Origin of the sequence: Breoghania sp., from assembly GCF_030066895.1 — a bacterium.
GTDB lineage: Bacteria > Pseudomonadota > Alphaproteobacteria > Rhizobiales > Stappiaceae > Breoghania.
On record NZ_JASJAV010000004.1, the window covers coordinates 188,680 to 209,527 of the forward strand.

At 60.6% G+C, this 20,848-nt stretch carries 17 protein-coding genes and 1 pseudogene; 6 read left to right on the plus strand and 12 right to left on the minus strand.

Annotated features, from left to right (window positions below; all coding sequences use genetic code 11):
- Positions 1–75: 75 nt before the first annotated feature.
- The 9 genes and pseudogenes from QNJ43_RS08225 to QNJ43_RS08265 all read right to left on the minus strand — a co-directional run bounded on the left by QNJ43_RS08225 (position 76) and on the right by QNJ43_RS08265 (position 9,459).
- Positions 76–690, minus strand: a complete 615-nt coding sequence (locus tag QNJ43_RS08225; protein WP_300469054.1) for a glycosyltransferase — start codon at positions 688–690, stop codon at positions 76–78.
- Positions 676–939, minus strand: a pseudogene (locus QNJ43_RS08230) (glycosyltransferase); the annotation flags it as partial. The pseudogene QNJ43_RS08230 and the gene QNJ43_RS08225, both read right to left, overlap by 15 nt.
- A gap of 279 nt (positions 940–1,218) precedes the next feature.
- Positions 1,219–1,911 carry a glycosyltransferase gene (locus QNJ43_RS08235; RefSeq protein ID WP_300468953.1) on the minus strand — a complete coding sequence of 231 codons (693 nt, stop codon included), beginning with the start codon at positions 1,909–1,911 and terminating at the stop codon, positions 1,219–1,221.
- Positions 1,896–2,156, minus strand: coding sequence for a hypothetical protein (locus tag QNJ43_RS08240; RefSeq protein ID WP_300468954.1), 261 nt, complete (start codon positions 2,154–2,156; stop codon positions 1,896–1,898). The genes QNJ43_RS08235 and QNJ43_RS08240 overlap by 16 nt, the downstream gene beginning before the upstream one ends.
- A 147-nt stretch (positions 2,157–2,303) precedes the next feature.
- Positions 2,304–3,815 (minus strand): Ppx/GppA phosphatase family protein, encoded by a 1,512-nt coding sequence (locus QNJ43_RS08245; RefSeq protein WP_300468955.1) that lies wholly within the window; start codon positions 3,813–3,815, stop codon positions 2,304–2,306.
- A gap of 16 nt (positions 3,816–3,831) precedes the next feature.
- Positions 3,832–5,967: an RNA degradosome polyphosphate kinase gene (locus tag QNJ43_RS08250; RefSeq protein ID WP_300469056.1), complete on the minus strand. Its 2,136-nt coding sequence runs from the start codon at positions 5,965–5,967 to the stop codon at positions 3,832–3,834.
- A 354-nt stretch (positions 5,968–6,321) separates the two neighbouring features.
- Positions 6,322–6,915, minus strand: coding sequence for a class I SAM-dependent methyltransferase (locus tag QNJ43_RS08255; RefSeq protein WP_300468957.1), 594 nt, complete (start codon positions 6,913–6,915; stop codon positions 6,322–6,324).
- A 228-nt stretch (positions 6,916–7,143) separates the two neighbouring features.
- Positions 7,144–7,584 carry a DNA polymerase III subunit chi gene (locus tag QNJ43_RS08260; protein ID WP_346432912.1) on the minus strand — a complete coding sequence of 147 codons (441 nt, stop codon included), beginning with the start codon at positions 7,582–7,584 and terminating at the stop codon, positions 7,144–7,146.
- A 375-nt stretch (positions 7,585–7,959) separates the two neighbouring features.
- Positions 7,960–9,459, minus strand: a complete 1,500-nt coding sequence (locus tag QNJ43_RS08265; protein WP_300468961.1) for a leucyl aminopeptidase — start codon at positions 9,457–9,459, stop codon at positions 7,960–7,962.
- Positions 9,460–9,885: 426 nt separating this feature from the next.
- On the opposite strand from QNJ43_RS08265, the gene lptF reads away from it, so the two are divergent.
- The 6 genes from lptF to rsmA all read left to right on the plus strand — a co-directional run bounded on the left by lptF (position 9,886) and on the right by rsmA (position 17,623).
- Positions 9,886–11,076, plus strand: a complete 1,191-nt coding sequence (gene lptF / locus QNJ43_RS08270; protein ID WP_300468962.1) for an LPS export ABC transporter permease LptF — start codon at positions 9,886–9,888, stop codon at positions 11,074–11,076.
- A 4-nt stretch (positions 11,077–11,080) separates the two neighbouring features.
- A complete protein-coding gene (lptG, locus tag QNJ43_RS08275; RefSeq protein WP_300468964.1) occupies positions 11,081–12,163 on the plus strand; it encodes an LPS export ABC transporter permease LptG in 1,083 nt (360 codons plus the stop codon).
- Positions 12,163–14,574, plus strand: a complete 2,412-nt coding sequence (locus tag QNJ43_RS08280) for an LPS-assembly protein LptD (protein WP_300468967.1) — start codon at positions 12,163–12,165, stop codon at positions 14,572–14,574. The genes lptG and QNJ43_RS08280 overlap by 1 nt, the downstream gene beginning before the upstream one ends.
- 186 nt (positions 14,575–14,760) lie before the next feature.
- Complete coding sequence (locus QNJ43_RS08285) at positions 14,761–15,747, plus strand: SurA N-terminal domain-containing protein (protein WP_300468968.1); 987 nt, start codon at positions 14,761–14,763, stop codon at positions 15,745–15,747.
- Between the two features lie 8 nt (positions 15,748–15,755).
- Entirely contained in the window at positions 15,756–16,763 is a 1,008-nt protein-coding gene (gene pdxA, locus QNJ43_RS08290; RefSeq protein WP_300468970.1) for a 4-hydroxythreonine-4-phosphate dehydrogenase PdxA, read from the plus strand.
- Positions 16,763–17,623 carry a 16S rRNA (adenine(1518)-N(6)/adenine(1519)-N(6))-dimethyltransferase RsmA gene (gene rsmA, locus QNJ43_RS08295; RefSeq protein WP_300468971.1) on the plus strand — a complete coding sequence of 287 codons (861 nt, stop codon included), beginning with the start codon at positions 16,763–16,765 and terminating at the stop codon, positions 17,621–17,623. Before pdxA ends, rsmA begins: the two co-directional genes overlap by 1 nt.
- Here rsmA and gmk read toward each other — a convergent pair.
- From gmk to mltG, 3 genes are all read right to left on the minus strand, one after another.
- Positions 17,609–18,295, minus strand: a complete 687-nt coding sequence (gene gmk / locus QNJ43_RS08300; protein WP_300468973.1) for a guanylate kinase — start codon at positions 18,293–18,295, stop codon at positions 17,609–17,611. The two genes, rsmA and gmk, sit on opposite strands and share 15 nt — an antisense overlap.
- Before the next feature lie 5 nt (positions 18,296–18,300).
- Positions 18,301–19,185, minus strand: a complete 885-nt coding sequence (locus tag QNJ43_RS08305) for a YicC/YloC family endoribonuclease (RefSeq protein ID WP_300468975.1) — start codon at positions 19,183–19,185, stop codon at positions 18,301–18,303.
- Positions 19,186–19,304: 119 nt separating this feature from the next.
- A complete protein-coding gene (gene mltG / locus QNJ43_RS08310) occupies positions 19,305–20,561 on the minus strand; it encodes an endolytic transglycosylase MltG (protein WP_300468977.1) in 1,257 nt (418 codons plus the stop codon).
- Between the last annotated feature and the right edge of the window lie 287 nt (positions 20,562–20,848).

Genomic DNA, 20,848 nt, shown 5'->3' on the forward strand with positions numbered 1-20,848 from the left:
GACTGATCATGTCGTCGTGAGGGGAATGCAGGCCATGCAGTGCAGTGGCGCCCGTAGCCCGCGAGGCTCTGACCTTCAAGCGTTCCCGACAGCCGCAGACATGATCTCTTCGAGCTGCCGGTAGAGCTTTTCGGTATCGAGGTGCTCCAGAACGTAGTTCCGGCTGTTTGCGGACATTTTCTCGACATCGATACGACGGGACATCGCCTCGGCGATCCGATCGCGAAACGCGGCTTCGTCACGTTCAGCCACAAGGAAGTCCGTTTCTCCCTCGCTGATGAGATCGGGAATACTGGCGTGCCGGGTTGAGATGACCACGCACCCGGCCGACAGCGCCTCCTGAATCGAGGTCGGCGTGCCCTCCGTATCTCCCGAAGGGCTGGTGACGGAGTATTGCAGGAAATATTCACTCGCTGCGAGGTGCTCGCAGACTTCCTGATGCGACAACTCCCCGAGGAAATGGACCCTTTCAGTCATGCCTTCCTTGCGAACGATTTCTTCGCATTCGTTCCTCATCTCGCCGGCGCCGATAACGGTCAATGTTGCGTCGTCGCAACTCCGTGCAGCCTGGCAGAGCGCCCGAACGGTTATATCCGGTCGCTTTTTCGCGATCAGCCGCCCGATGGCGATAAAGCTGTTGGGCGTCTTTTCTCTGGGCGTAAACCGCCGTGTATCGACCCCACTGGGCAGAACGTGCGTATTGGAATGCGTCGCTCCTACGCGAGCCAGATTGTCCACGAGGGACCGCGACACCGAAAAGATGCCCGCGAACTTCGGGAGGTACTTCCTCTGCCGTTTGGACTTCAGCTTCTCCGAAGCATCCTGACCGCGGAAATAGCAGAAGACGGGAACCCCTGAATCTAACAGAGCACGACCAAGCGCGGTTCCAACGCTTCCGAACTCGCAAAGGACGACGTCTACGCCTTCGTTCTTCAAAAACCGCTCCGCAGCCTTTTTCCGATTTCCGAATACGCGTCATTTCTGCACACCGCCCAGGAGGTCCGAGATTATATTTATCGGCTGCAAGACCTTGCCGATAAGCCCGGGGGCGATGCTATTCAGTTCTAGAACCGATACCTTCCGGTCGAACGCTCTCCGCTCCTTCCAACAGCATACACACGTGTTCCCTTCAAACAGTCCCCGCACATGTGCGTTGACCATCGTGTGATGCGGATGGGGGAAATCGTACGTTACGATGCAGAGCTTCATGAGAGCTACTCACGGCCAGTCGAAATTGATTTTCTCAGTCAGCCCGAGTTTCTCGATCTTGGCCAAGGTAGAATCGCGTTGCACTGAAAGATCCGGGATACGATTGCAATGGTCCTCAACGTAGACCATGTTGATCTGATCCATCACACCCGCGTCAAGCAATGCATTGATGACGCGGTACTCCATCCCCTCGATGTCCATCTTGATTAAGGCAATTGGAACCACACAGATGTCTGCGCTCTGCAGGAGGGCTGCCTGGTCATCGCGCCAGCCCAGGAAACGAATACGGTCGGTGATGCCCGCAGCTTCCGCCTGGGCCTTCAACGGGGCTTCAAGTTCGCCCGTGCCAGCAAGCCACAGATAGGCGCCCTCGACCTTCGTAACCGCGTCGATCAGCGTGTCGAAACCTTTCGAGACATGAAGTCTGCCCATGGAGAGCAGGACGAACGCGTCCTCCGGCGTATCGAGTGAGGCGCGCGATGTGGGCGGCATCGGCTCCAGTTCGCCGAAGTTCGTCAGCATGCGTACCCGGTCAGCCGGCCAGTCACCGTCCTTGATGTAGCGTTCCAGATCGGGCGTATTCGCGATCAGCCAGTCGCATTTCTTGTAGTATTTCAGCGGGTAGTAGCCACCAAGACGCCCAACCTTCACGAAGTTTCCCCGTGGCATTCGTCGCACGGCGCGGTTCATCCACGCCACCACGACATCTCCGGAGCGAAGGCCTTGACCTCGCGGGCAAGCGCCATGCGCGCGAATATGTCGCCGATACCTTTCTGGAAATCGAGCTCAACCGGCTCCACGCCAAGCGTCCGCAGGTCGCGTGCGCGTTGTTCATCCCGCTTGATGATGACTTTCGAATCTATATCGCGCTTTTCGAGTGCACCGGCCAATTTCACGAAAAACCGCTCGGCTCCGCCCCAGGACTCGCCGACGAGGAGATGGATCACCCTAGGTTTTCTCGGTTCATTTGACACGGGATGAAGCTCCTGAGACCGATCGGGATATCGCCAACCTATTCAGCGATGAAAGAACGCCCATAGCCCATCAGCCTCTAACCGACAACACCGACACAATCCACGGCGGAGGACATCCCGCTAATCCGTCTCGGTGACCGAGTCCCCCAATCCGAGCATCTTGGCAAGCCGGGCCAGCCGTTTCCGGATCCGTTCGCCATCGAAATCGGCAAGATCGCCGGGCAACCTAAGCACGAGCGTATCGTCGCGCACGATCAGATCGGATCCGAGGATAATTCCCGGCATTGCGGCGGAAACCAGATATCCCACGCGCAGGACGCTGCCGAGGATCCGTGCCCGCTCCTTGAGGCGCGAGGGGGCGAGTTCGCGTATGCGCGGGCTCAGCGCTTCTTCCACCAGCCCCGCGTAGCGATAGTAGACAGCAAGCGCCAGATAGGCGCGTCCCGGGTGATCGATGCCGATAAAGGCAGTGTTCGAAATGATCGAAAGGCTCTGTGTGCCGCGATAATCGGGATGCGCACGCCAGCCGATATCGGTCAGCAGACAGGCCGCGACCCGCAAGCGCCGCTCTTCCTCGGTCTCTTCGATCCCCAGCGCCGCGAAAATCCGATCCGTCCAGGTGATCAGCTCCTCACTGTGCTTCGGCGATCGCGAGCGCAGAAGCGCCAATTGGCGGCACGCGACCTTGAGCGGATCCTTTTCCTGCTCTTCCGGTGACATCATTTCGTAGAGCAGGCCCTCGCGCATGCCCAGCGCCGACATCACGATCTGCGACGGGCGCACCTTGCGGATCACCTGTTCAAGCACCACGGCGCCGTAGGGAAGAAGCGGACGGCGCTGTTTGGATACGACTTCGATGCTGTCGACTGCATCGATTTCGCTATGCGCGATGACCCGGCAGAACTCCAGGGCCTCATCGGCAGGGATCGCGTAGTGGTCGATCACATGTAGCGGATAGCCGGTCTGCGCCATATGAAGGCGGGCAAGCGAGCGCCAGGTGCCGCCGACCGCGTAGAAGTTGCGCTTGTGGCCTTCAGCAAGCCAATCCGCGCCCTCTAAGGCATCCTGCGTCAACGAGGAGGCGACCTTCGATTTGCCGCCCGAGGCTTCCTCAAGCCGGATACCGCCCAACGGAAAGGTTTCCCCCTTGCCGATGGCGCCGTCCTTCACGTCGATGAGTTCCAGGCTGCCGCCACCGAGATCCCCCACGAAGCCATCCGGCTTCCAGAACCCGGCAATGACGCCATGCGCGGATCGACGCGCTTCGTCTTGGCCGGACAGCATCTCGACTGATCCGTCTAGGATTTCTTCCGCCTTGGCGAGGAATTCCGGGCCATTGTCGGCATCGCGCACGGCAGCGGTTGCCAGAACGCGGACACTTTTGACGTCGATCTGGTAGCATAACCGGCGAAAGCGCTTCAACGCGGCCAGTGCCATCGCGACGGACTCGTCGGACAAGCGATGGGTCGCGCCTACTCCGCGCCCCAGACCGGCCAACACCTTTTCATTGAATAATGCGGTCGACGCTCGAGATAGCTGTTCGTAGACGACAAGCCGTACGGAATTCGAACCGATATCGACGACGGCAACGGATCGCGCACCTTGCAGGCGACCCGGAGAGTATTCACACATGGTTGAAGATAGGGGCTCAGGTCCGCTTCGTGTGAGTGACGAACAGCCTCGGGAAGTTCTTCTGCAGCTCCTTGCCGCGTCCCGAAAGCGAAGGGTTCGTCATGAAATACTGGTGCGCATTGAACGGCTCCTCGTCGGTCGCCGGCACTATGCGCTCATGGCTGCCGTCGGGCAATACGCGCCAGCTCTGTTGATTGTCTTTCATGTTGGCAACCATGATCTGATCGAGCACCTGCTCGTGAACCGTCGGGTTCTCGATCGGCACGATTGCCTCCACGCGTCTGTCCAGGTTCCGCGGCATCAGATCGGCGGACCCGATATAGACGATGGCCTCGGGCGAAGGGAGCCCCTTGCCGTTGCCGAAACAGTAGATCCGGCTGTGCTCAAGAAAACGGCCGACGATCGATTTTACCCGGATATTTTCCGAGAAATCCGGGATCCCCGGCCTCAGACAGCAGATGCCGCGCACCACGAGATCAACCTGCACGCCCGCCTGGCTCGCCTTGTAGAGCGCGTCGATCATGCCGGCATCGACCAGCGAGTTGGTCTTCATCCACACCTGAGCGGGGCGACCGGCACGCGCGTGTTCGATTTCCGCCTCGATCAGCTCCGAGATGCGGTTGCGCATCGTGATCGGCGAGATTGCCAGCTTCTCCAGCTTGGAGGGCTGAGCGTACCCGGTGATGAAATTGAAGACCTTGGCAACGTCCTGAGAAATTACCGGATTGGCCGTGAAGTAGGACAGATCCGTGTAGATGCGAGCGGTGATCGGATGATAGTTGCCGGTTCCGATATGGCAGTAGGTCGTCATGCGCCCCTGCTCGCGACGCACCACCATTGACAGCTTCGCGTGGGTCTTGAAGTCGATGAAGCCGTAGACGACCTGCACGCCCGCGCGTTCCAGATCGCGCGCCCAGCGGATATTCGCCTCCTCGTCGAAACGCGCCTTCAGCTCCACCAGCGCCGTGACCGACTCGCCGGCTTCCGCGGCCTCAGACAGCGCCTTGACGATGGGGCTATCGTTGGAGGTGCGATAGAGCGTCTGCTTGATCGCCATCACATCCGGGTCCTGCGCCGCCTGACGCAGGAACTGGACGACGACATCGAAGGACTCGTAGGGGTGCTGAACGAGGAAGTCCTTCTCGCGGATCGCGGCGAAGCAATCTCCGCCGTGTTCGCGAACGCGTTCGGGGAAGTGGGCTGAATAAGGCTGAAATTTCAGATCGGAGAGGTCGATGCTGACGAGTTCTGACAGATTGGTCAGCGCCATCAGTCCTTCCACGAGGAAAGTATCTTCCTCTCCGACCTGCAGCGCCTCGGCGACGAAGGAGCGCAGGGAGACGGGCGTGGCCAATTCAATTTCCAGCCGGATCGCGGATCCCCTCCTCCGGCGCTTCAGGGCGCTTTCGAACAAGCGGACCAGATCTTCCGCCTCTTCCTCCAGCTCGATATCGCTGTCGCGGATGACCCGGAAGACGCCCTTTCCGTGCACCTCGTAGCCCGGAAAGAGCTGTTTGATGAACAGGCTGAGAATGCTCTCCACCGCGATGAAGCGCGTGGGATGCGCCTCATCCTCGCCGTCTCGCGCAGGCAGGGCGACGAAGCGCTGAACCTGTCCGGGAATGCGCAGCAAAGCCGTCATGGCCGCACCGCCGCCCGTCTTCACCAGATCCAGAATGAGCGAGAAGCCGAGATTGGGGATGAAGGGGAACGGGTGCGCCGGATCGATCGCCAGAGGCGTCAGAACCGGGAAGATGTGCGTCAGGAAGAAGGTCTCGAGCCACGCCCTCTCGCTCTCATCGAGATCGCCCGCATCGACAAGGACTATTCCGTTGTTCGCCAGTTTCCGGCGCAGGACAGCCCAGTTGCGCTGTTGCTCGGATTGCAGCGTCTTCACCCGATCGCTGATCTGGGAAAGCTGTTCCCACGGCGACAGACCGTCATCGGAGATCGTGCGGACATTGGCGCGTTCCTGACCCTTGAGACCGGCGAAACGCACCATGAAGAATTCATCGAGATTGTTGGCAGAGATCGACAGGAACCGCAGCCGCTCCAGCAACGGATGGCGCGGGTTCATCGATTCTTCGAGAACGCGAAGATTGAACTGAAGCCAGGAAAGCTCACGGTTTATGAAGCGCGCCGGGCTGTTCATCAGCCGCGCAACTTCGGGCGTGAGTGAGTCGGAGTGCGTGGGCGTCCCTTCGGGGCCGTTGACCGTTGTCTTTTCGCTGGACGTTGTCACTTCAGCCTTCTCGTTCATTCTTGTGCCTCCGGATTCTCAAACATCTCCTCATATAGAGATAATGTGACAGTCCGGATGCGACGGGGGAAGACGCAATTCCGCAAGACTGCCAGTCAAAGGCGCATATGCACATTTCGCGAGATGCATATGCACATTTCGCGATATGCATATGCACATTTCGCGAGATAGAGCTTTACCCGGATACCGGCCGGATGTCTCGGAAAGGGCAAAACGACATCCACAGCAGTCTCCCGCACGACGATCCTACACCTTGTGATATACAATTCGTGCATGGGGAATGACGCGGCTGTTGGGCCTGTCAACGTAGTAATAGAGCGTCCCCTCCTCCTCCAGCCCGAGGTCCGCGAAGCGCGAGAGTTCAGCCGGGGTCAACGGCCAGGGAGGTCCTGCTGCCTCAGATCCGTCGGGCCGCACGCGCGTGATCACCAGCAACTTGCCGCCCGGTTTCACCAGGCTCGCCACGGATGTGAAGGCCGCCTCGCGCATATCGCCGGTCAAGGCCTGAAGCGTGTAGCATTCATGCACGAGATCAAACGCGTTCTCCCAATCGGCGGGAAGATCAAACAGATCGGCGACGCGGAAATCGATGTCGGTATCGACAAACCGCTTTCCCGCCCAGACAATCGCATCCTCGGCAAAATCGAATGCCGTGATCTTCCATCCGGCCTGCGTTAGCGCATGGGCGTTGTCGCCGAGATCGCAGGCAATATCGACGGCCTGCCTCCCATCGCCCGCATGTTTGCGAAGCCAGTCGACCAGCATCTCCTTGGGCGCCAGATCGGCCCACGGCACGGCGGCGGGTCTTCCTTCGCCGCCTTGTAGATTTCTCGAAACCACGCCCGGCGTTCTTCCGGATCATCGCCCGTCGCGCCGGGCCGCGCGCCGGCTCGTTCGGGTGCAGCCGCCCGGCGCTGCGCAAATCCACCGTCCATGTGATCGTCGCCAGATCCAGACTGCGTCAATTCATTCTCCCGCTCCCATGTCGCAATCATTTGGGAACACGGGAACGATCAGGCAAATAAAGTTCTGGGGAAAAGAAAGGGCATCACGAGCAGGCCGGGCCTCTCACGCCTTCTTGGTGAAGTCGCCGCGGTCGTTTTCCTGCCAGTAGGTCACCTCGTGACCGGCTGCCTTCGCCTCTTTCCAGCGATGCCGGGCATCGACGACCGACTGCTCGTCGTTCTCGTCAAATATGTAGACCCCCCTGTCATAGGGCGTCAGATCGGGCGGCATGGCGCGGTCGACGAGGAAACGCACATTCGCGCCATTCGGATTTTCGGTTCCGTCGGTGAGATAGACGAGTTGATCGCCTTCCCGCCCGTCGGCCGCAGTTCCGTGAGGCAGAAACGAATCCTCTCGGTATGTCCACAGGTAACCATCGAGCGCATCGCGGCGCTCCGGTCCGCCGCTCTGAATGACCACCCGCCATCCGCGTTCCAGGAATTTTTCCACCAGGTCCTTAACCACGCTTTCCAGTGTCCGCCTTTGCAGGTGGTAGAACAGCACTTCGCTCAAGACAGTCCCCGATTTTCCAAAAAACTGAACATCTGCGCTCCAAAGCGTTATCAAGGACGGCGCTGGATTCCTCCGGATATCTCGCCTCGTCCCGTGATCGCACGACTGCGGCATACGGGCAACAGGTGGCGGTGATCTCCCCCTTCTCCACGCACAATGGCCAATTCGCTGTTGCGCGGGCTCATCGTTAACGCAATAGACATCCGCCGGGTTCAGCATCGCCCCGTTTCGTGAGATTGGTGACTCACGTCACGATCTGGAAACTGGAGGGTACGACAGGATGCCGTCCGTCGTCGCTTTCGTGAAAAAGCCCGCCTCGCAGAAGGCGATGCGGGCTTTTTCTCGTTTATCGGATCGCACAAACGATCAAGCTTCGTAGTGATCCCGCACCAGCCGATCGAGCAGACGCACGCCGAAACCCGACGCCCAGGTCTTGCTGATCTCGGTCTCGGTCGAGCCCATGGCCGTCCCGGCCACATCCAGATGGGCCCACGGCACGTCGTTGACGAAATGCTGCAGGAACTGCGCCGCGGTGATCGAACCTGCCGGACGACCGCCGGTGTTCTTGATGTCGGCGAATTTCGACTCGATCAGCTTCTCGTATTCCGGCCCGATCGGCATGCGCCACAGCTTCTCTCCCGTCGCAAGACCGGCTTCGGTCAGGCGACCCGACAATTCGTCGTTATTGGAGAAGAGGCCCGCGTGCTGATTACCGAGTGCAACGATGATGGCGCCCGTCAGCGTCGCCAGGTTGATCATGAAGGCAGGTTTGAAGCGGTCCTGCGTGTACCAGAGCGCATCGGCCAGGACGAGACGGCCTTCGGCGTCGGTGTTGATCACCTCGATCGTCGTGCCGGACATCGCGGTCACGATATCGCCGGGGCGCTGCGCATCGGCGTCGGGCATGTTCTCAACGAGCCCGATCACGCTCACCGCGTTGACCTTCGCCTTGCGCGCGGCAAGGGCGTGCATGAGGCCGGTCACGGCGGCGGCACCACCCATATCGCCCTTCATGTCTTCCATGCCGCCGGCCGGCTTGATGGAGATACCGCCCGAATCGAAGACGACTCCCTTGCCGATGAAGGCGACGGGCGTCTGCTTGGCCTTGCCGCCCTTCCACTGCATGACCGCCAGCTTCGGCGGACGGGCAGAGCCGCGCGCAACACCGAGCAGCGCGTTCATGCCGAGCTTGGCCATTTCCTTCTCGCCGAGCATCTCGATCTCGACGCCGAGCTTCTCGAGCGCCTTAGCCTTCTTGGCGAATTCCTCAGTCCCCAGCACGTTGGCCGGTTCGTTGACGAGATCACGGGCCAGGATCGCGCCATCGGCGACGCCTTCCTCGGCTTCCCAGACCTTGGCGGCCTCCTCGTGACCGGCGACGCAAACAGCCACCTTGGCGGACTTCGGCTTGTCGTCACCTTTCTTTTTCGTCTTGTACTTGTCGAAGGTGTAGCCGCGCAGTTTGGCGCCGACGGCGATATCCGCCGCCTGAGCGGCCGTGATCGCTTCACCGTCCGGGCGTTCCAGGTGGATCGACGCATGCGCGGCCTTTGCCGCGGCAATCGCGCCCATCGCAGCCCCACCGAGACGCGTCCAGTCGTATTCGGTCAGATCGGCAATCTTGCCGAGCTCGATCACCGCGATCCGGTCCAGTTTGCCCCCGGCAGGCGCGACGATATCAAGGCTCGCCATGGATGCGCCCTTGAATGCCGAGGCCTTGATCGCGCGCGTAACGGCCCCGTTGGTCGCCGCATCGATCTCGCTTGCCGCGATCCCCAACGCCAGCGACTCATCGGTGAAAATGACCGCGGTTCCTTTCTTCGGGGCCGTGGGTTTCGAAAAGCTAATACTCGGAAGCTCTGCCATATCGGATATCCAGACCTTGCTCGTTCCAAAACTCGTCGACAGACATAGGCCACGGCACGGTGTTTAGCAAAGGTGCGTAAGCGTTGAAGACGCATCGGCAACTGGCACCGAACCTGCGCCGATTGAGCAACACCGGGCGTGCAAGGAACCATTAACCCTGTTTCTTGAGAGCGTCTTCATTCGAAGATGTGTTAACTAGAACAAGTGTGAACCGGTCGTATCGGCAGATGGCGACCACACCCGCAGCCAAGGCGCAGCGTCAGGGGGACGGCATGCGCCCTTCGTCATGTTTAAAACGACGATTGACGACAGTCGGGGTATAGCTAAAAGACGGCACCGCAATGAGGAACGCGGAGCCGCGAGCGTGCAGATGCGCGGCACGCACGACCAAATCCCCAGGCCGCGGCAGGGACGGCCTTCGGACGCATGATAAAGACAATCGAGCGCTACATACTACGGCGGATTACAGGCGCCTTTCTGCTCGCTTTTGGCGCCATGATCGGCGTTGTGTGGGCAACGCAGGCGCTGCGCCAGCTCGATCTCGTCACGGCCAAGGGCCAGACAATCGTCCAGTTCCTGAAAATGACGATGCTCGCCCTCCCCTTTCTAGGCGTCATCGTGGCGCCATTCGTATTTGCCATCGCCCTCATCATCGTCCTGAACGCGCTCAACTCCGATAACGAGCTTGTCGTCATCAACGCCACGGGTGCTGCCAAGATTAAGGTTTTCAAACCCGTCATGGCGTTTGCGGTCGTGCTCAGCGTGCTGACGCTCGTCGCCTCCCTGTGGGTTTCCCCGCTGGGATTGGCGCAGCTTCGCGAGGAGCTGACGCAAGTTCGCATCGATCTGGTGGCCAACATCGTGCGGCCCGGTCGATTCATCGAGGTCGACGACGGTCTCACGTTCCACATCCGCAACCGGTCCGGCGACGGAACGCTGGAAAGCCTGATGATGGATGACCGTCGCGATCTGGAGACGACGTTCACCTATCTCGCCCAGCGCGGTCAGGTGGCGGAGATCGGCGACCGGATGCTGCTCGTCATGCATGACGGCACGATCCAGAGACGCACCAACGCGACCGGAGCGATCTCGATCGTCAAATTCGAATCATACGCCTTCGATCTGACGAGCTTGATGCCGCAGGCCTCCGCGCCGACCTTCAAACCGTCGGAACGCACGATCGGCGAATTGCTGAACCCGCCGGCGGGCGATGAGTACTACAAGCGCTACGCAGACCGGTTCCGCGCCGAAATTCACGACCGTTTCGCAGTGCCCCTCTATCCGCTCGCCTTCGGGCTGATCGTTTTCGTCTTCCTCGGACAGGCGCGCACCACCCGTCAAAGTCGCCATACGGGCGTGCTCGGCGCGTTGTTCGGTTGCGTCTTCGCACGGGTTGCGGGTTTCGGTGCGACGAATATGGCGGTCTCCGATCCCGACCTGATATTCGTTGTCTATGCGCTACCGCTCGCCATCATAGCGATCGCCGGACGGCTCTCATTGGCCGACAAGACGCCCGTCTGGATACGGATCATCGGTCACGCCATGCACGTGATCGTCGGAGCGGTCGAGACCTCTGCCGAACGGCTAACGGCCCGCTTTGCGAACGGGCGAACCTAGCACCATGACAGTCGGTTTCACCCTCTGGCGCTATTTCGCCGTCCGCTTCCTGCTCTCGATCCTGGGACTGTTCCTGTTCGCGGCGGTGCTGATCTACATCTTCGATTTTCTCGAGCTCGTGCGCCGTGGCGGCGACCGCGAAGGTTTCACGGTGATGCGCGTCGCATTGATCTCGCTTTTGCGAATCCCGGTGCTGCTGGAACAGGTCTTGCCGTTCGCCACGTTGTTCGGCTCCATCCTCGCGTTCGTCACGTTGAGTCGGAGCCTCGAAATCGTCATCGCGCGTGCATCGGGCATGTCGGTGTGGCAATTCACGGCCCCAGCCCTGATTGTCGCCGTGACTGTCGGGGCGCTGGCAATCGTCGTCTACAATCCGCTCGCCGTCGCCTTGAAGGACAACTCGGACCAGCTCTTCGGCAACAAGGAGAAGTTGCTTCTGCAGGCGTCCAACAATGCCTGGCTGCGACAGGACGGACTGAACGGGGAAACCATTCTCCATGCCAGCCAATCGACGGACCAGGGCCTGTACCTTTACGACGTCACGATTTTTGCCTTCGACAAGAGCGGCGTCTTCCGCGAGCGCGTCGAGGCGCGCGAGGCAATGCTGGGCGACGAGGCCTGGCGGCTGAAGGACGTCACCGTCTACACGACAGACGATGATCCCAAGGAATATGCGTCCTATCTGGTATCCACATATCTTGGTTCGCTGGAGGTGCGCCAGAGCATAGCATCGCCCGAATCAGTCTCCTTCTGGGACCTTCCCAGACTGATCGAACTCGCCCGAAGGTCGGGATTACCCGCCTACCGCTACACTTTGCAGTACGAAACGCTGTTTGCACGCCCTCTACTACTCGCCGCAATGGTGCTGATTGCGGCGGCGGTTTCCCTTAGGGTATCGCGATTTGGCGGTTTAGGAGGGATGATTCTGGGTGGAATAACAGCCGGGTTCATGCTTTATGTGCTCACCGAGCTTGCAAAGGATCTTGGTGGCGCCGGAATTGTATCTCCGGTCGTTGCCGCGTGGTCTCCGGGGATAGTAGCGACATTGATGGGTTTCACGATCCTACTGTATCAGGAGGACGGCTAGTGTCGGGTGTGTCCGTTCTCCCGCCCAACAGGATCGATGACCGACGCTCCCGCAGTGCGTCCACGCGCCGGTTGCAGGGGGTGTTGTTCGGTTCGATTTCGCTTGTCGCGATGCTGGCCGTCATGGCCACGGCGCCTGACATTGCGCGCGCGCAGACGAGCGACGACCAGACCATCGAAAACATGCTCACTCGCAACGCGGATCCCAACGCCCAGATGCTTCTGGAAGCGACGGAGCTTCAGTACGATTTCGACAAGGATATCGTCTCCGCCGTCGGTAACGTTCAGATCTATTACAACGGCACGGTGCTGGAGGCGGATCGCGTCACGCTCGATCGCAAGAAGGCCCGCCTGTTTGCGCAAGGCAATGTACGCCTGACGGCACCTGATGGAAACGTGGTCAAGACGAACTCTCTGGAACTGAGCGACGATTTTCACGACGGGTTCGTTCGCCAACTTCGGATCGAGACGATCCAGCGTACCCGTTTCACCGCCGAGAGCGCGGAGCGCAAGAATGGCGAGACGACGACATTCCATAACGGCACCTATACGGTCTACACGAAGCCGACCAACCCTCCGGGCAAGCCGCCTCTGTGGCGCATTCGTGCGACCAAGATCGTCCATAATCAGAAAGAACGGACGGTCTATTACGAAGGCGCGCGCATAGAGTTCTGGGGCGTCCCGATCGCCTATCTGCCCTTCATGTCGCATCCCGATCCGACCTTAACGCGCAAGTCCGGCTTTCTGACGCCGACGACCGTCTACGACGACAAGATCGGTATCGGCGTTGCGGTCTCCTATCATTGGGTTCTGGGACCGGACAAGGATCTGACCTTCACGGCGACGCCTCTGTCGAAACAGGGACCGTTGCTGGAAGCGATGTGGCGCCAGAGGCTGGAGAACGGCAAATATTCGATATCGGCCGCCGGCATCCACCAGACGAACCCGGAGAACTTCTCTGGCTCCAGCGGCGAACGCGAATGGCGCGGCTATATCAACACCAAGGGTGAATTCACGATCAATCAGCGCTGGAAATGGGGCTGGGATCTTTCGCGGGTGTCCGACCGTGCCTTTGTCAAAGACTATGAAATCGACAGCGATTCTCTGACGTCGAGCCTCTATCTGACCGGCCAGAGCGAGCGCAACTATTTCGATATTCACACATACGCCTTCCAGATCACCCAGGAAGACGATCCGGATGACGACGATCCGAATGCTGGCGCGCCCTTCTCCAAGGTCGGCGCGAACCTGCAGGACAAGCAGCCGATCGTCCATCCTGTTGTGGATTACAACTACATATGGGCGGATCCGGTCGTCGGCGGTGAGCTCTCTTTTGCCGGCAACCTGACGAGCCTCACCCGGAACGAGACGGACGCTTTCTCCTATGCCGGTGTCAACCGGTTCTGCGGTGTCGAAGGCACCTTCACTCGCATGTCGTTCAAGGCGCAGTGGCGGCGGACGCTGATCGATCCCTACGGCCAGATGTTCACGCCGTTTGCCTACATGCGAGCCGATCGCTATTCCCTGCAGTCGGCTGACAAGAACATGTCCGCCTTGACCGACGAGGCCTTCGTTGCCCGTGCCATATCCGCGGTCGGGCTGGAATACCGCTATCCCTTCCTGCTCACGGTAGGCAGCACCAGTCACGTGATCGAGCCGATTGCCCAGATCATCGTGCGCCCCTCCGAACAGCGAATCGGCGAACTGCCCAACGACGATGCGCAGAGCCTGGTGTTCGATGACACCAACCTGTTCCAGTGGGACAAGTTCTCCGGCTACGACCGCACCGAAGGCGGCACGCTTGCAAATATCGGCTTCCAGTACAAGGGCCAATTCCGCGGCTTCGGCTCCGTCAACGCCTTGTTCGGGCAGTCTTTCCATCTGGCGGGAACGAACTCCTATTCGACCGAGGACGTGCTTGCCACGGGCGCGAATTCTGGGCTGGACTCATCTGATTCCGATTACGTCTCGCGCATCTATTTCGACACCAATATCGGCATGCGTTTCGGCGCTCGGGCTCGCTTCGACAACGACGACTTCTCGGTACACCGGGCCGAGATCCAGGCGAGCGGACCACGAGGTCCGGTTACCGCGTCGCTGGCCTACGTCTTCCTGGGTGCCAAACCGGCTCAGGGTATCGATGATGATCGCGAAGAGATCCTCGGCGCAGGTTCCCTCCGGCTTTTGACGAACTGGCGGGTGTTCGGTTCCGTGCGCTACGATCTGCGCAATTCCACGACCGTGCGCGACGTGCTCGGCTTCGGTTACGACGACGAAGGCTTCTCTGCCTCCCTCGCCTATGCCGAAGAGCGCAGCCGCAACGACGGCGATCCGGTCGACAAGAAGATCTATCTCCGCATCGGCCTGCGCACACTAGGCGACACGCAACTTTCGACCGATGCCGACCGTTAAGCTGGCTCCAAGATGCACGACATGTTTTATTCGTCCGACGATCGAAACGTGAATGCGTCAAGCTTTTGCCACACCACACAGGCAACGAGTTCCGGGCGCCGTGCCGACAGCAGACGCCATCGGGAATTTAAGGTTACGCGCAATTCGTCCGACAGGCAGGAACCTCCGCGCGACAAGGGAGATGTTATGAATATGCCGCCGACGACAGCAGACCGTGCGGAACGCCAGTGTGGACGCCCCGCGGTTCGGCATTGGCTCGCAGCAACCTGCATGACCGTGCTCGCCTGCACCCTTCTGGCCGGAGCCCCCCAGGTCGCCTCCGCATCGACGAGCATCAAGGTGATCGTCAACGATCAGCCGATCACCAGCTATGACATTGCCCAGCGCTCGCGACTGATCCAACTCACGGCACGTAAGCCTGCCGGGATCGCCCGTCGCATGGCGCAGGATGAGCTGATCGAAGAGCGGCTCAAGATGCAGGAGGCCAAGCGTCGCGGCGTGACCGTTTCGTACGCCGAGGTGGAACAGGTCTTCGCGCGGATAGCGCAGAGGACCAAGATGTTGCCGTCCAAGCTTTCCTCAGCCTTGTTGCAGTCGGGCGTCAATCCGTCCACGCTCAAGGCCCGGATCCGCTCCGAGATTGCCTGGCACAACGTCGTGTTGCGGCGCTTCAAGGCCCAGGTGAACGTGTCCGAACAGGACGTCGTCGCCGCGATGCTGAAGAAGGACAAGAAGGACGAGAGCAAGACCACGGAATACACCCTTTCGCAGGTCATTTTCGTCGTCCCGAAAAACGCATCGACCGGTTTCAAGGCACGCTGCAAGCAGGAGGCCAACCAGCTCCGCAATCGCTTCTCCGATTGCGACAGGGGCCTGAAGCTTGCCGAGGGCCTGAAAGAGGTGGTGGTCAAGCCCGTAGGCGTGCGGCTTGCTCCCGAACTGCCCGATCAGTTGATCGATCTGATCAAGGACGTGCCGTCCGGCCATCTCAGCCATCCGGTTGAAACCGGAAACGGCGTCGAGGCTTACGCGGTCTGCAAGAAGCGTGAGATCGACAGTGACGCGGGCCTTCGCACTCAGATCAAGGACGAACTGCGCAACAAGGAAGGCCAGATGCTTTCCCGCCGCTATATCCGCGACCTGCGCCGGGACGCCGTCATCGAATATCGCTGAGGCGTACCATGCCGCTTGTCGTCACCATGGGCGATCCTGCGGGGATCGGTCCGGAGCTGCTGTTGGCGATCTGGCGTGACCGCGCTCAGCTTTCCATGCCGCCCTTCTACGTGTTGGCGGATTCTGCGGTGATGGAAGCGCGCGCCTCCGATCTCGGTTTCGATATTCCCATTGCCGTCTGCACGCCCGAGGAAGCGAGCGAGCGCTTTGACGAGGGACGACTTCCCGTCGTCGCCCTGAAAAACTACGCCGATACGCGCTGCGGTGCTGATATCCCCGCCTCTCCCGAAGTGATCGTGGAAGCAATCGCGACGGCTGTGGAGCACGTGAAGGCAGGCCGGGCGAGCGGTGTCGTCACCGCCCCGATTACCAAGAAATCACTCTACGCGGCCGGCTTCCAGCATCCGGGGCACACGGAATTCCTCGGCGCCCTGGCGCAACAGTATTGGCCGGTAGAGCCCGCAGAACCCGTCATGATGCTCGCCGGGCCCGACCTGAGAACGGTACCGGTTACGGTTCATATCCCGGTCGACGCGATCTCCGCTGCGTGGACGCAGGAGCGCATCACGACCGTCGCCCGGATCGTTGCCAAGGATCTGCGTAATCGTTTCGGTATTGTGGAACCGCGTCTGGTCCTTGCCGGGCTCAACCCGCATGCGGGCGAAGGCGGCACCATCGGCACGGAAGACGAAGACGTGTCACATCCCGCGGTCGAAGAATTGCGGGCGGAAGGAATCAATATCGCCGGCCCTCTGCCGGGCGATACCCTGTTCCACGCAAGAGCCCGGAAAACATACGACGCGGCCCTGTGCGCCTATCACGACCAGGCCCTTATCCCGGTGAAAACCCTCGCCTTCGATGAAACCGTGAACGTGACGCTCGGCCTGCCGTTCGTGCGCACCTCACCCGACCATGGCACGGCTTTCGATATTGCCAGCAGGGGCATTGCGTGCCCGGACAGTCTGGTCGCGGCGATCCGTCTTGCGGCCACGCTTTGCGAAGGCGACGTGCGCTGATGGCACAGATCGACGATTTGCCGCCGCTGCGCGATGTCATCCGCCGTCACGGGCTCGATGCGCGCAAATCTCTCGGCCAGAACTTCCTGCTTGATCTGAACCTCACCGCCCGGATCGCCCGTGCCTCTGGTCGGCTGGAGGGCATAACGGTGATCGAGGTCGGTCCGGGCCCGGGCGGGCTTACGCGCGGCCTGCTGGCGGAAGGCGTGGCAAAGGTTATCGCGATCGAGAAAGACCGTCGCTGTCGCCCGGCACTTGAGGAAATAGCCGCCGCCTATCCCGGCCGTCTGGAGATCATCGAAGATGACGCTCTGACGGTGGATGCCACGCACCTCACTGATGGGCCCGCCCGGATTGTCGCGAACCTGCCCTACAACGTGGCGACGCCGCTTCTGAGCGGCTGGCTGGAAGGCCCCTGGCCGCCCTTCTGGGACTCACTCACGCTGATGTTCCAGAAGGAAGTCGCCGAGCGCATCGTCGCGCATGCGGGCGACAAGGCTTACGGGCGGCTCGCAGTGCTGGTGGGATGGCGCACCCATGCGGAGATCGTGCTGGAATTGCCTCCGCAGGCCTTTACACCGTATCCGAAGGTCTCGTCGGCTGTGGTGCAGCTCCTGCCGCGCGCTGAGTCTCTTGCGTGCGATATGAAGACCCTGGAGCGCGTGACGGCCGCAGCCTTCGGACAGCGCCGCAAGATGCTGCGCGCCGCGCTCAAATCGTTGGGGGGCGAAACCTCGGCACTCATCGAGAAGGCCGGATTGAAGCCAACCGCGCGTGCCGAGGAAATTCCGGTTGAAGGATTTGTGGCGCTCGCCAATGCGTTCGATGTAGCAAAGGCTGCTACGTCAAACGCATCCTGAGAGATCGCCCTTTCGCGCTTCGTTTTGAAGCGCTTCCACGAACGTCTTCATACCGAGATTGCGCACCCGGCGGCGGCGTTCGGCGCTCAGGATCTTCTGGATCTCGTGGAAGGTCTTGTTGAGATCATCATTGATCAGCACGTAATCGTATTCGTTCCAGTGCTCGATTTCAGAGCGGGCATTCTGGAGACGCTTGTCGATCACTTCGGCGCTGTCTTCGGCACGGCGCTCAAGTCGTGACCGCAGCTCCTTTATGGAAGGCGGCAGGATGAACACGGAAACCACATCTGCGCGGGCAGCTTCGTAGAGCTGCAATGTACCCTGCCAATCGATATCGAACAGAACGTCCTTTCCGCCCGAAAGAGCGGTTTCGACAGGTTCGCGCGGAGTGCCGTAGAAATTGCCGTGCACTTTGGCCGATTCAAGAAGATTGCCCTCATCGCGCATCGACAGGAACTGCTTCCTGGAAATGAAACGGTAGTGCGCCCCATCGATCTCGCTGCCGCGCCGCTCGCGGGTCGTTACCGACGCGGAAAGCGTCAATTCGCGGTCCTGTTCCAGCAGGCTGCGCGCGATCGTGGACTTGCCGGCCCCGGAGGGGGACGATAGCACGAACATCAGGCCGCGGCGATGCGGAACTTCGAGAGTGGCGAGAGAGGCGTTGGCGGACATGAACGTTATTCCAGATTCTGTATCTGCTCGCGCAACTGATCGATCGTGGTCTTTAGGTCGAGGCCGATCGCAGTGAGCGAGGTATCATTCGACTTGGAGCACAAGGTATTTGCCTCCCGATTGAATTCCTGAGCCAGGAAATCAAAGCGCCGACCGATCGGACCGCCTCCCGCCATCAGCTCGCGTGCGGCTGCGACGTGAGCCTTCAACCGATCCAGTTCCTCACGAACGTCCGCCTTTGTCGCCAGAAGAACCGCCTCCTGATAGAGACGGTCTTCATCGAATTCGCTACGCTCCATGAGGTGGCGAATCTGCTCGTCGAGGCGAGTGCGAATGGCATCCAGCTGGCGCGCGGGGCATGCCTCTGCCGCATCCGTCAGGCTGTCGATCCGGTCGATATGTCCGGAGATCACGTGCCCGACAGCGGCTCCTTCAGACTGTCGCATGGCGGCGAGAGCGGCGAGCGCCTCTTCGAACGAGGCCTGGAGCGCGGCGTGTTGGGCGGCGCGCTCTTCATCGCTGAGAACGCTTTCCTGGACCTCGAAGACGCCGCGAAAGGCGAGAATGCCCTCTGCGGTCGCGGGCGCGACGCCGGTGCGCCTACGCACGGCCTCAAGCGCCTCGATGACGGCTTCAAGCGTGCCTTCGTTGACCCGCGGCATCGCCTCGCCAGCATCGCGCTGCACAGAAAGGGTGACATTGACGTTTCCGCGCGTCAGTACCGCTCCCACGGCTTTCCGCAGTGCGGGCTCAAGGCTTTCAAAACCATTGGTGAGACGAAAGCGGGTATCCAGCCCCTTGCCGTTGACCGAGCGCAATTCCCATGTCCAGCGGATCGCTCCGTATGCGCCCTCGGCTCGGGCAAATCCGGTCATGCTTGCTCTGGTCATTGGCTTCTCTCTGCTCGTTTGTCGGGCCGTTCGAAATACCGCCCGACGGGGGGCACCTTCAACAAGCGCTCCTGAACGCCGGAACACATTCAACGATTACCGGCCGAGCGTCGCTCGTATCAGCTTGCAGCGTCTTGCGCCGCACCGTTCGCAGGCTTTGCCTCCGGGCGAACCTCTCCGGCCGCAACGGCCTCGTCCGCCTTTTCCGCGGCAGCGGCAGCGTCCCGCCGCCCCTTCTCGACCTCGCGCCAACGCTTGACGTTGCGCTGGTGCTCTTCCAGCGTCTTGGCGAAAAGATGCCCGCCGCGACCGTCTGCAACGAAGAACATCTCTTCGGTGCGCGAGGGATTGGCGACCGCCTCCATTGCCTTGCGGCCCGGATTGGCGATTGGTCCCGGCGGCAGCCCGCGGATCTGATAGGTGTTGTAGCGGTTCGGAGCTTCCTTCTCGCTCTTCAGGAGCGTGCGCGAGCGTTGCCAGGCTTCGCCGCCGTGCAATCCGTAGAGGATCGTGGGATCGGACTCCAGCCGCCACCCCTTCTTCAGCCGGTTGACGAACACACCGGCCACCCGCGGCCGTTCATCCGCGCGCCCGGTTTCCTTTTCCACGATGGAAGCGAGAATGACCAGTTCTTCCGGCGTCTTGATCGGCAGGCCTTCGGACCGGCGCGCCCAGATCTCTGCCAGCACCTTTTCCTGCGCGTGGCGCATCCGGTCGATGATCTCCTGCTGCGTCGTGCCGCGCGTGAACTTGTAGGTCTCCGGCAGCAAGGCCCCTTCTCGCGGCATTTCCGTCAGATCTCCGACAAGGATCGGATGCTTGTTCACGCGATCGACAATCTGTGCGTTGGTCCAGCCTTCCGGAATGGTGATGGAGTGAAGGACCGCCTTGCCCTCCACCAGCATGTCCATGACACCGCGCATGCTGACCCCGACAGGGAAGACATACTCGCCCGCCTTCAACCGGTCGGTATTCTTGTAGAGCCACACGCCCCCGATGAAGATCCAGGCCTGGTCGACCACGCCGCTGCGATCGAGCGTGTTGGTGATCGTCTCTAGCCCGGAGCCCGGCGCGACGATGATCGTCGTTTCCTGTGCAAGTGGCCCCTTGCTGTCAAACTCGGTCTTCCCCCAGTAGAGAAGATCGCCGCAGGCGAGCACCGCCAGGACGGCGAATGTCAGCAGAAAATTGAAAAAGACGACGAACGGATTGCGCGCATGGCGCGAGCGCACGGGAGGTTCCGGTACGCGTTCCGGCTGGATGGCCTCACGCGGGCTCTTGGGCGCGGGCCGCATCGGGCTTTCGCCGCCGCCCGAGGTCTGGTTCGTCGCTTGATTGGTATCTGTCGAAGACGTTTCGGTTTCCGGCGAAGACACGTTTTGATGGTCAGGCGCTTCTGGCGAGTCTTGCATTAGCACGGTCTACCTGTTCGACGAAAACACCCTTGAGCGCCTCGCATTCCCATGACCACGGACGTTCGTGGTCAATGGGTGATGAAACCATGGAAAAACACAAGAACTATGCCGGACCCGTCTGCCCTATTTCCATAGTTTTCAACTTGCGCATACGCCCGAGGTCGCACGGGTGCGCCGAGATTGTGTCATTTCGCGGATTTGCAGATGTGCCATCCGCATTCAGCCCCGGAATATCCGGTCTGAAGATT

Bases quoted from the DNA above. Each gene is read 5' to 3' on its own strand.
- lptG (WP_300468964.1), top strand. From the start codon at position 11,081: ATGACAGTCGGTTTCACCCTCTGGCGCTATTTCGCCGTCCGCTTCCTG.
- QNJ43_RS08305 (WP_300468975.1), bottom strand. From the start codon at position 19,185: ATGACCAGAGCAAGCATGACCGGATTTGCCCGAGCCGAGGGCGCATAC.
- QNJ43_RS08265 (WP_300468961.1), bottom strand. From the start codon at position 9,459: ATGGCAGAGCTTCCGAGTATTAGCTTTTCGAAACCCACGGCCCCGAAG.
- pdxA (WP_300468970.1), top strand. From the start codon at position 15,756: ATGCCGCTTGTCGTCACCATGGGCGATCCTGCGGGGATCGGTCCGGAG.
- lptF (WP_300468962.1), top strand. From the start codon at position 9,886: ATGATAAAGACAATCGAGCGCTACATACTACGGCGGATTACAGGCGCC.
- QNJ43_RS08245 (WP_300468955.1), bottom strand. From the start codon at position 3,815: ATGTGTGAATACTCTCCGGGTCGCCTGCAAGGTGCGCGATCCGTTGCC.
- QNJ43_RS08250 (WP_300469056.1), bottom strand. From the start codon at position 5,967: ATGAACAGCCCGGCGCGCTTCATAAACCGTGAGCTTTCCTGGCTTCAG.
- gmk (WP_300468973.1), bottom strand. From the start codon at position 18,295: ATGTCCGCCAACGCCTCTCTCGCCACTCTCGAAGTTCCGCATCGCCGC.
- QNJ43_RS08285 (WP_300468968.1), top strand. From the start codon at position 14,761: ATGAATATGCCGCCGACGACAGCAGACCGTGCGGAACGCCAGTGTGGA.
- rsmA (WP_300468971.1), top strand. From the start codon at position 16,763: ATGGCACAGATCGACGATTTGCCGCCGCTGCGCGATGTCATCCGCCGT.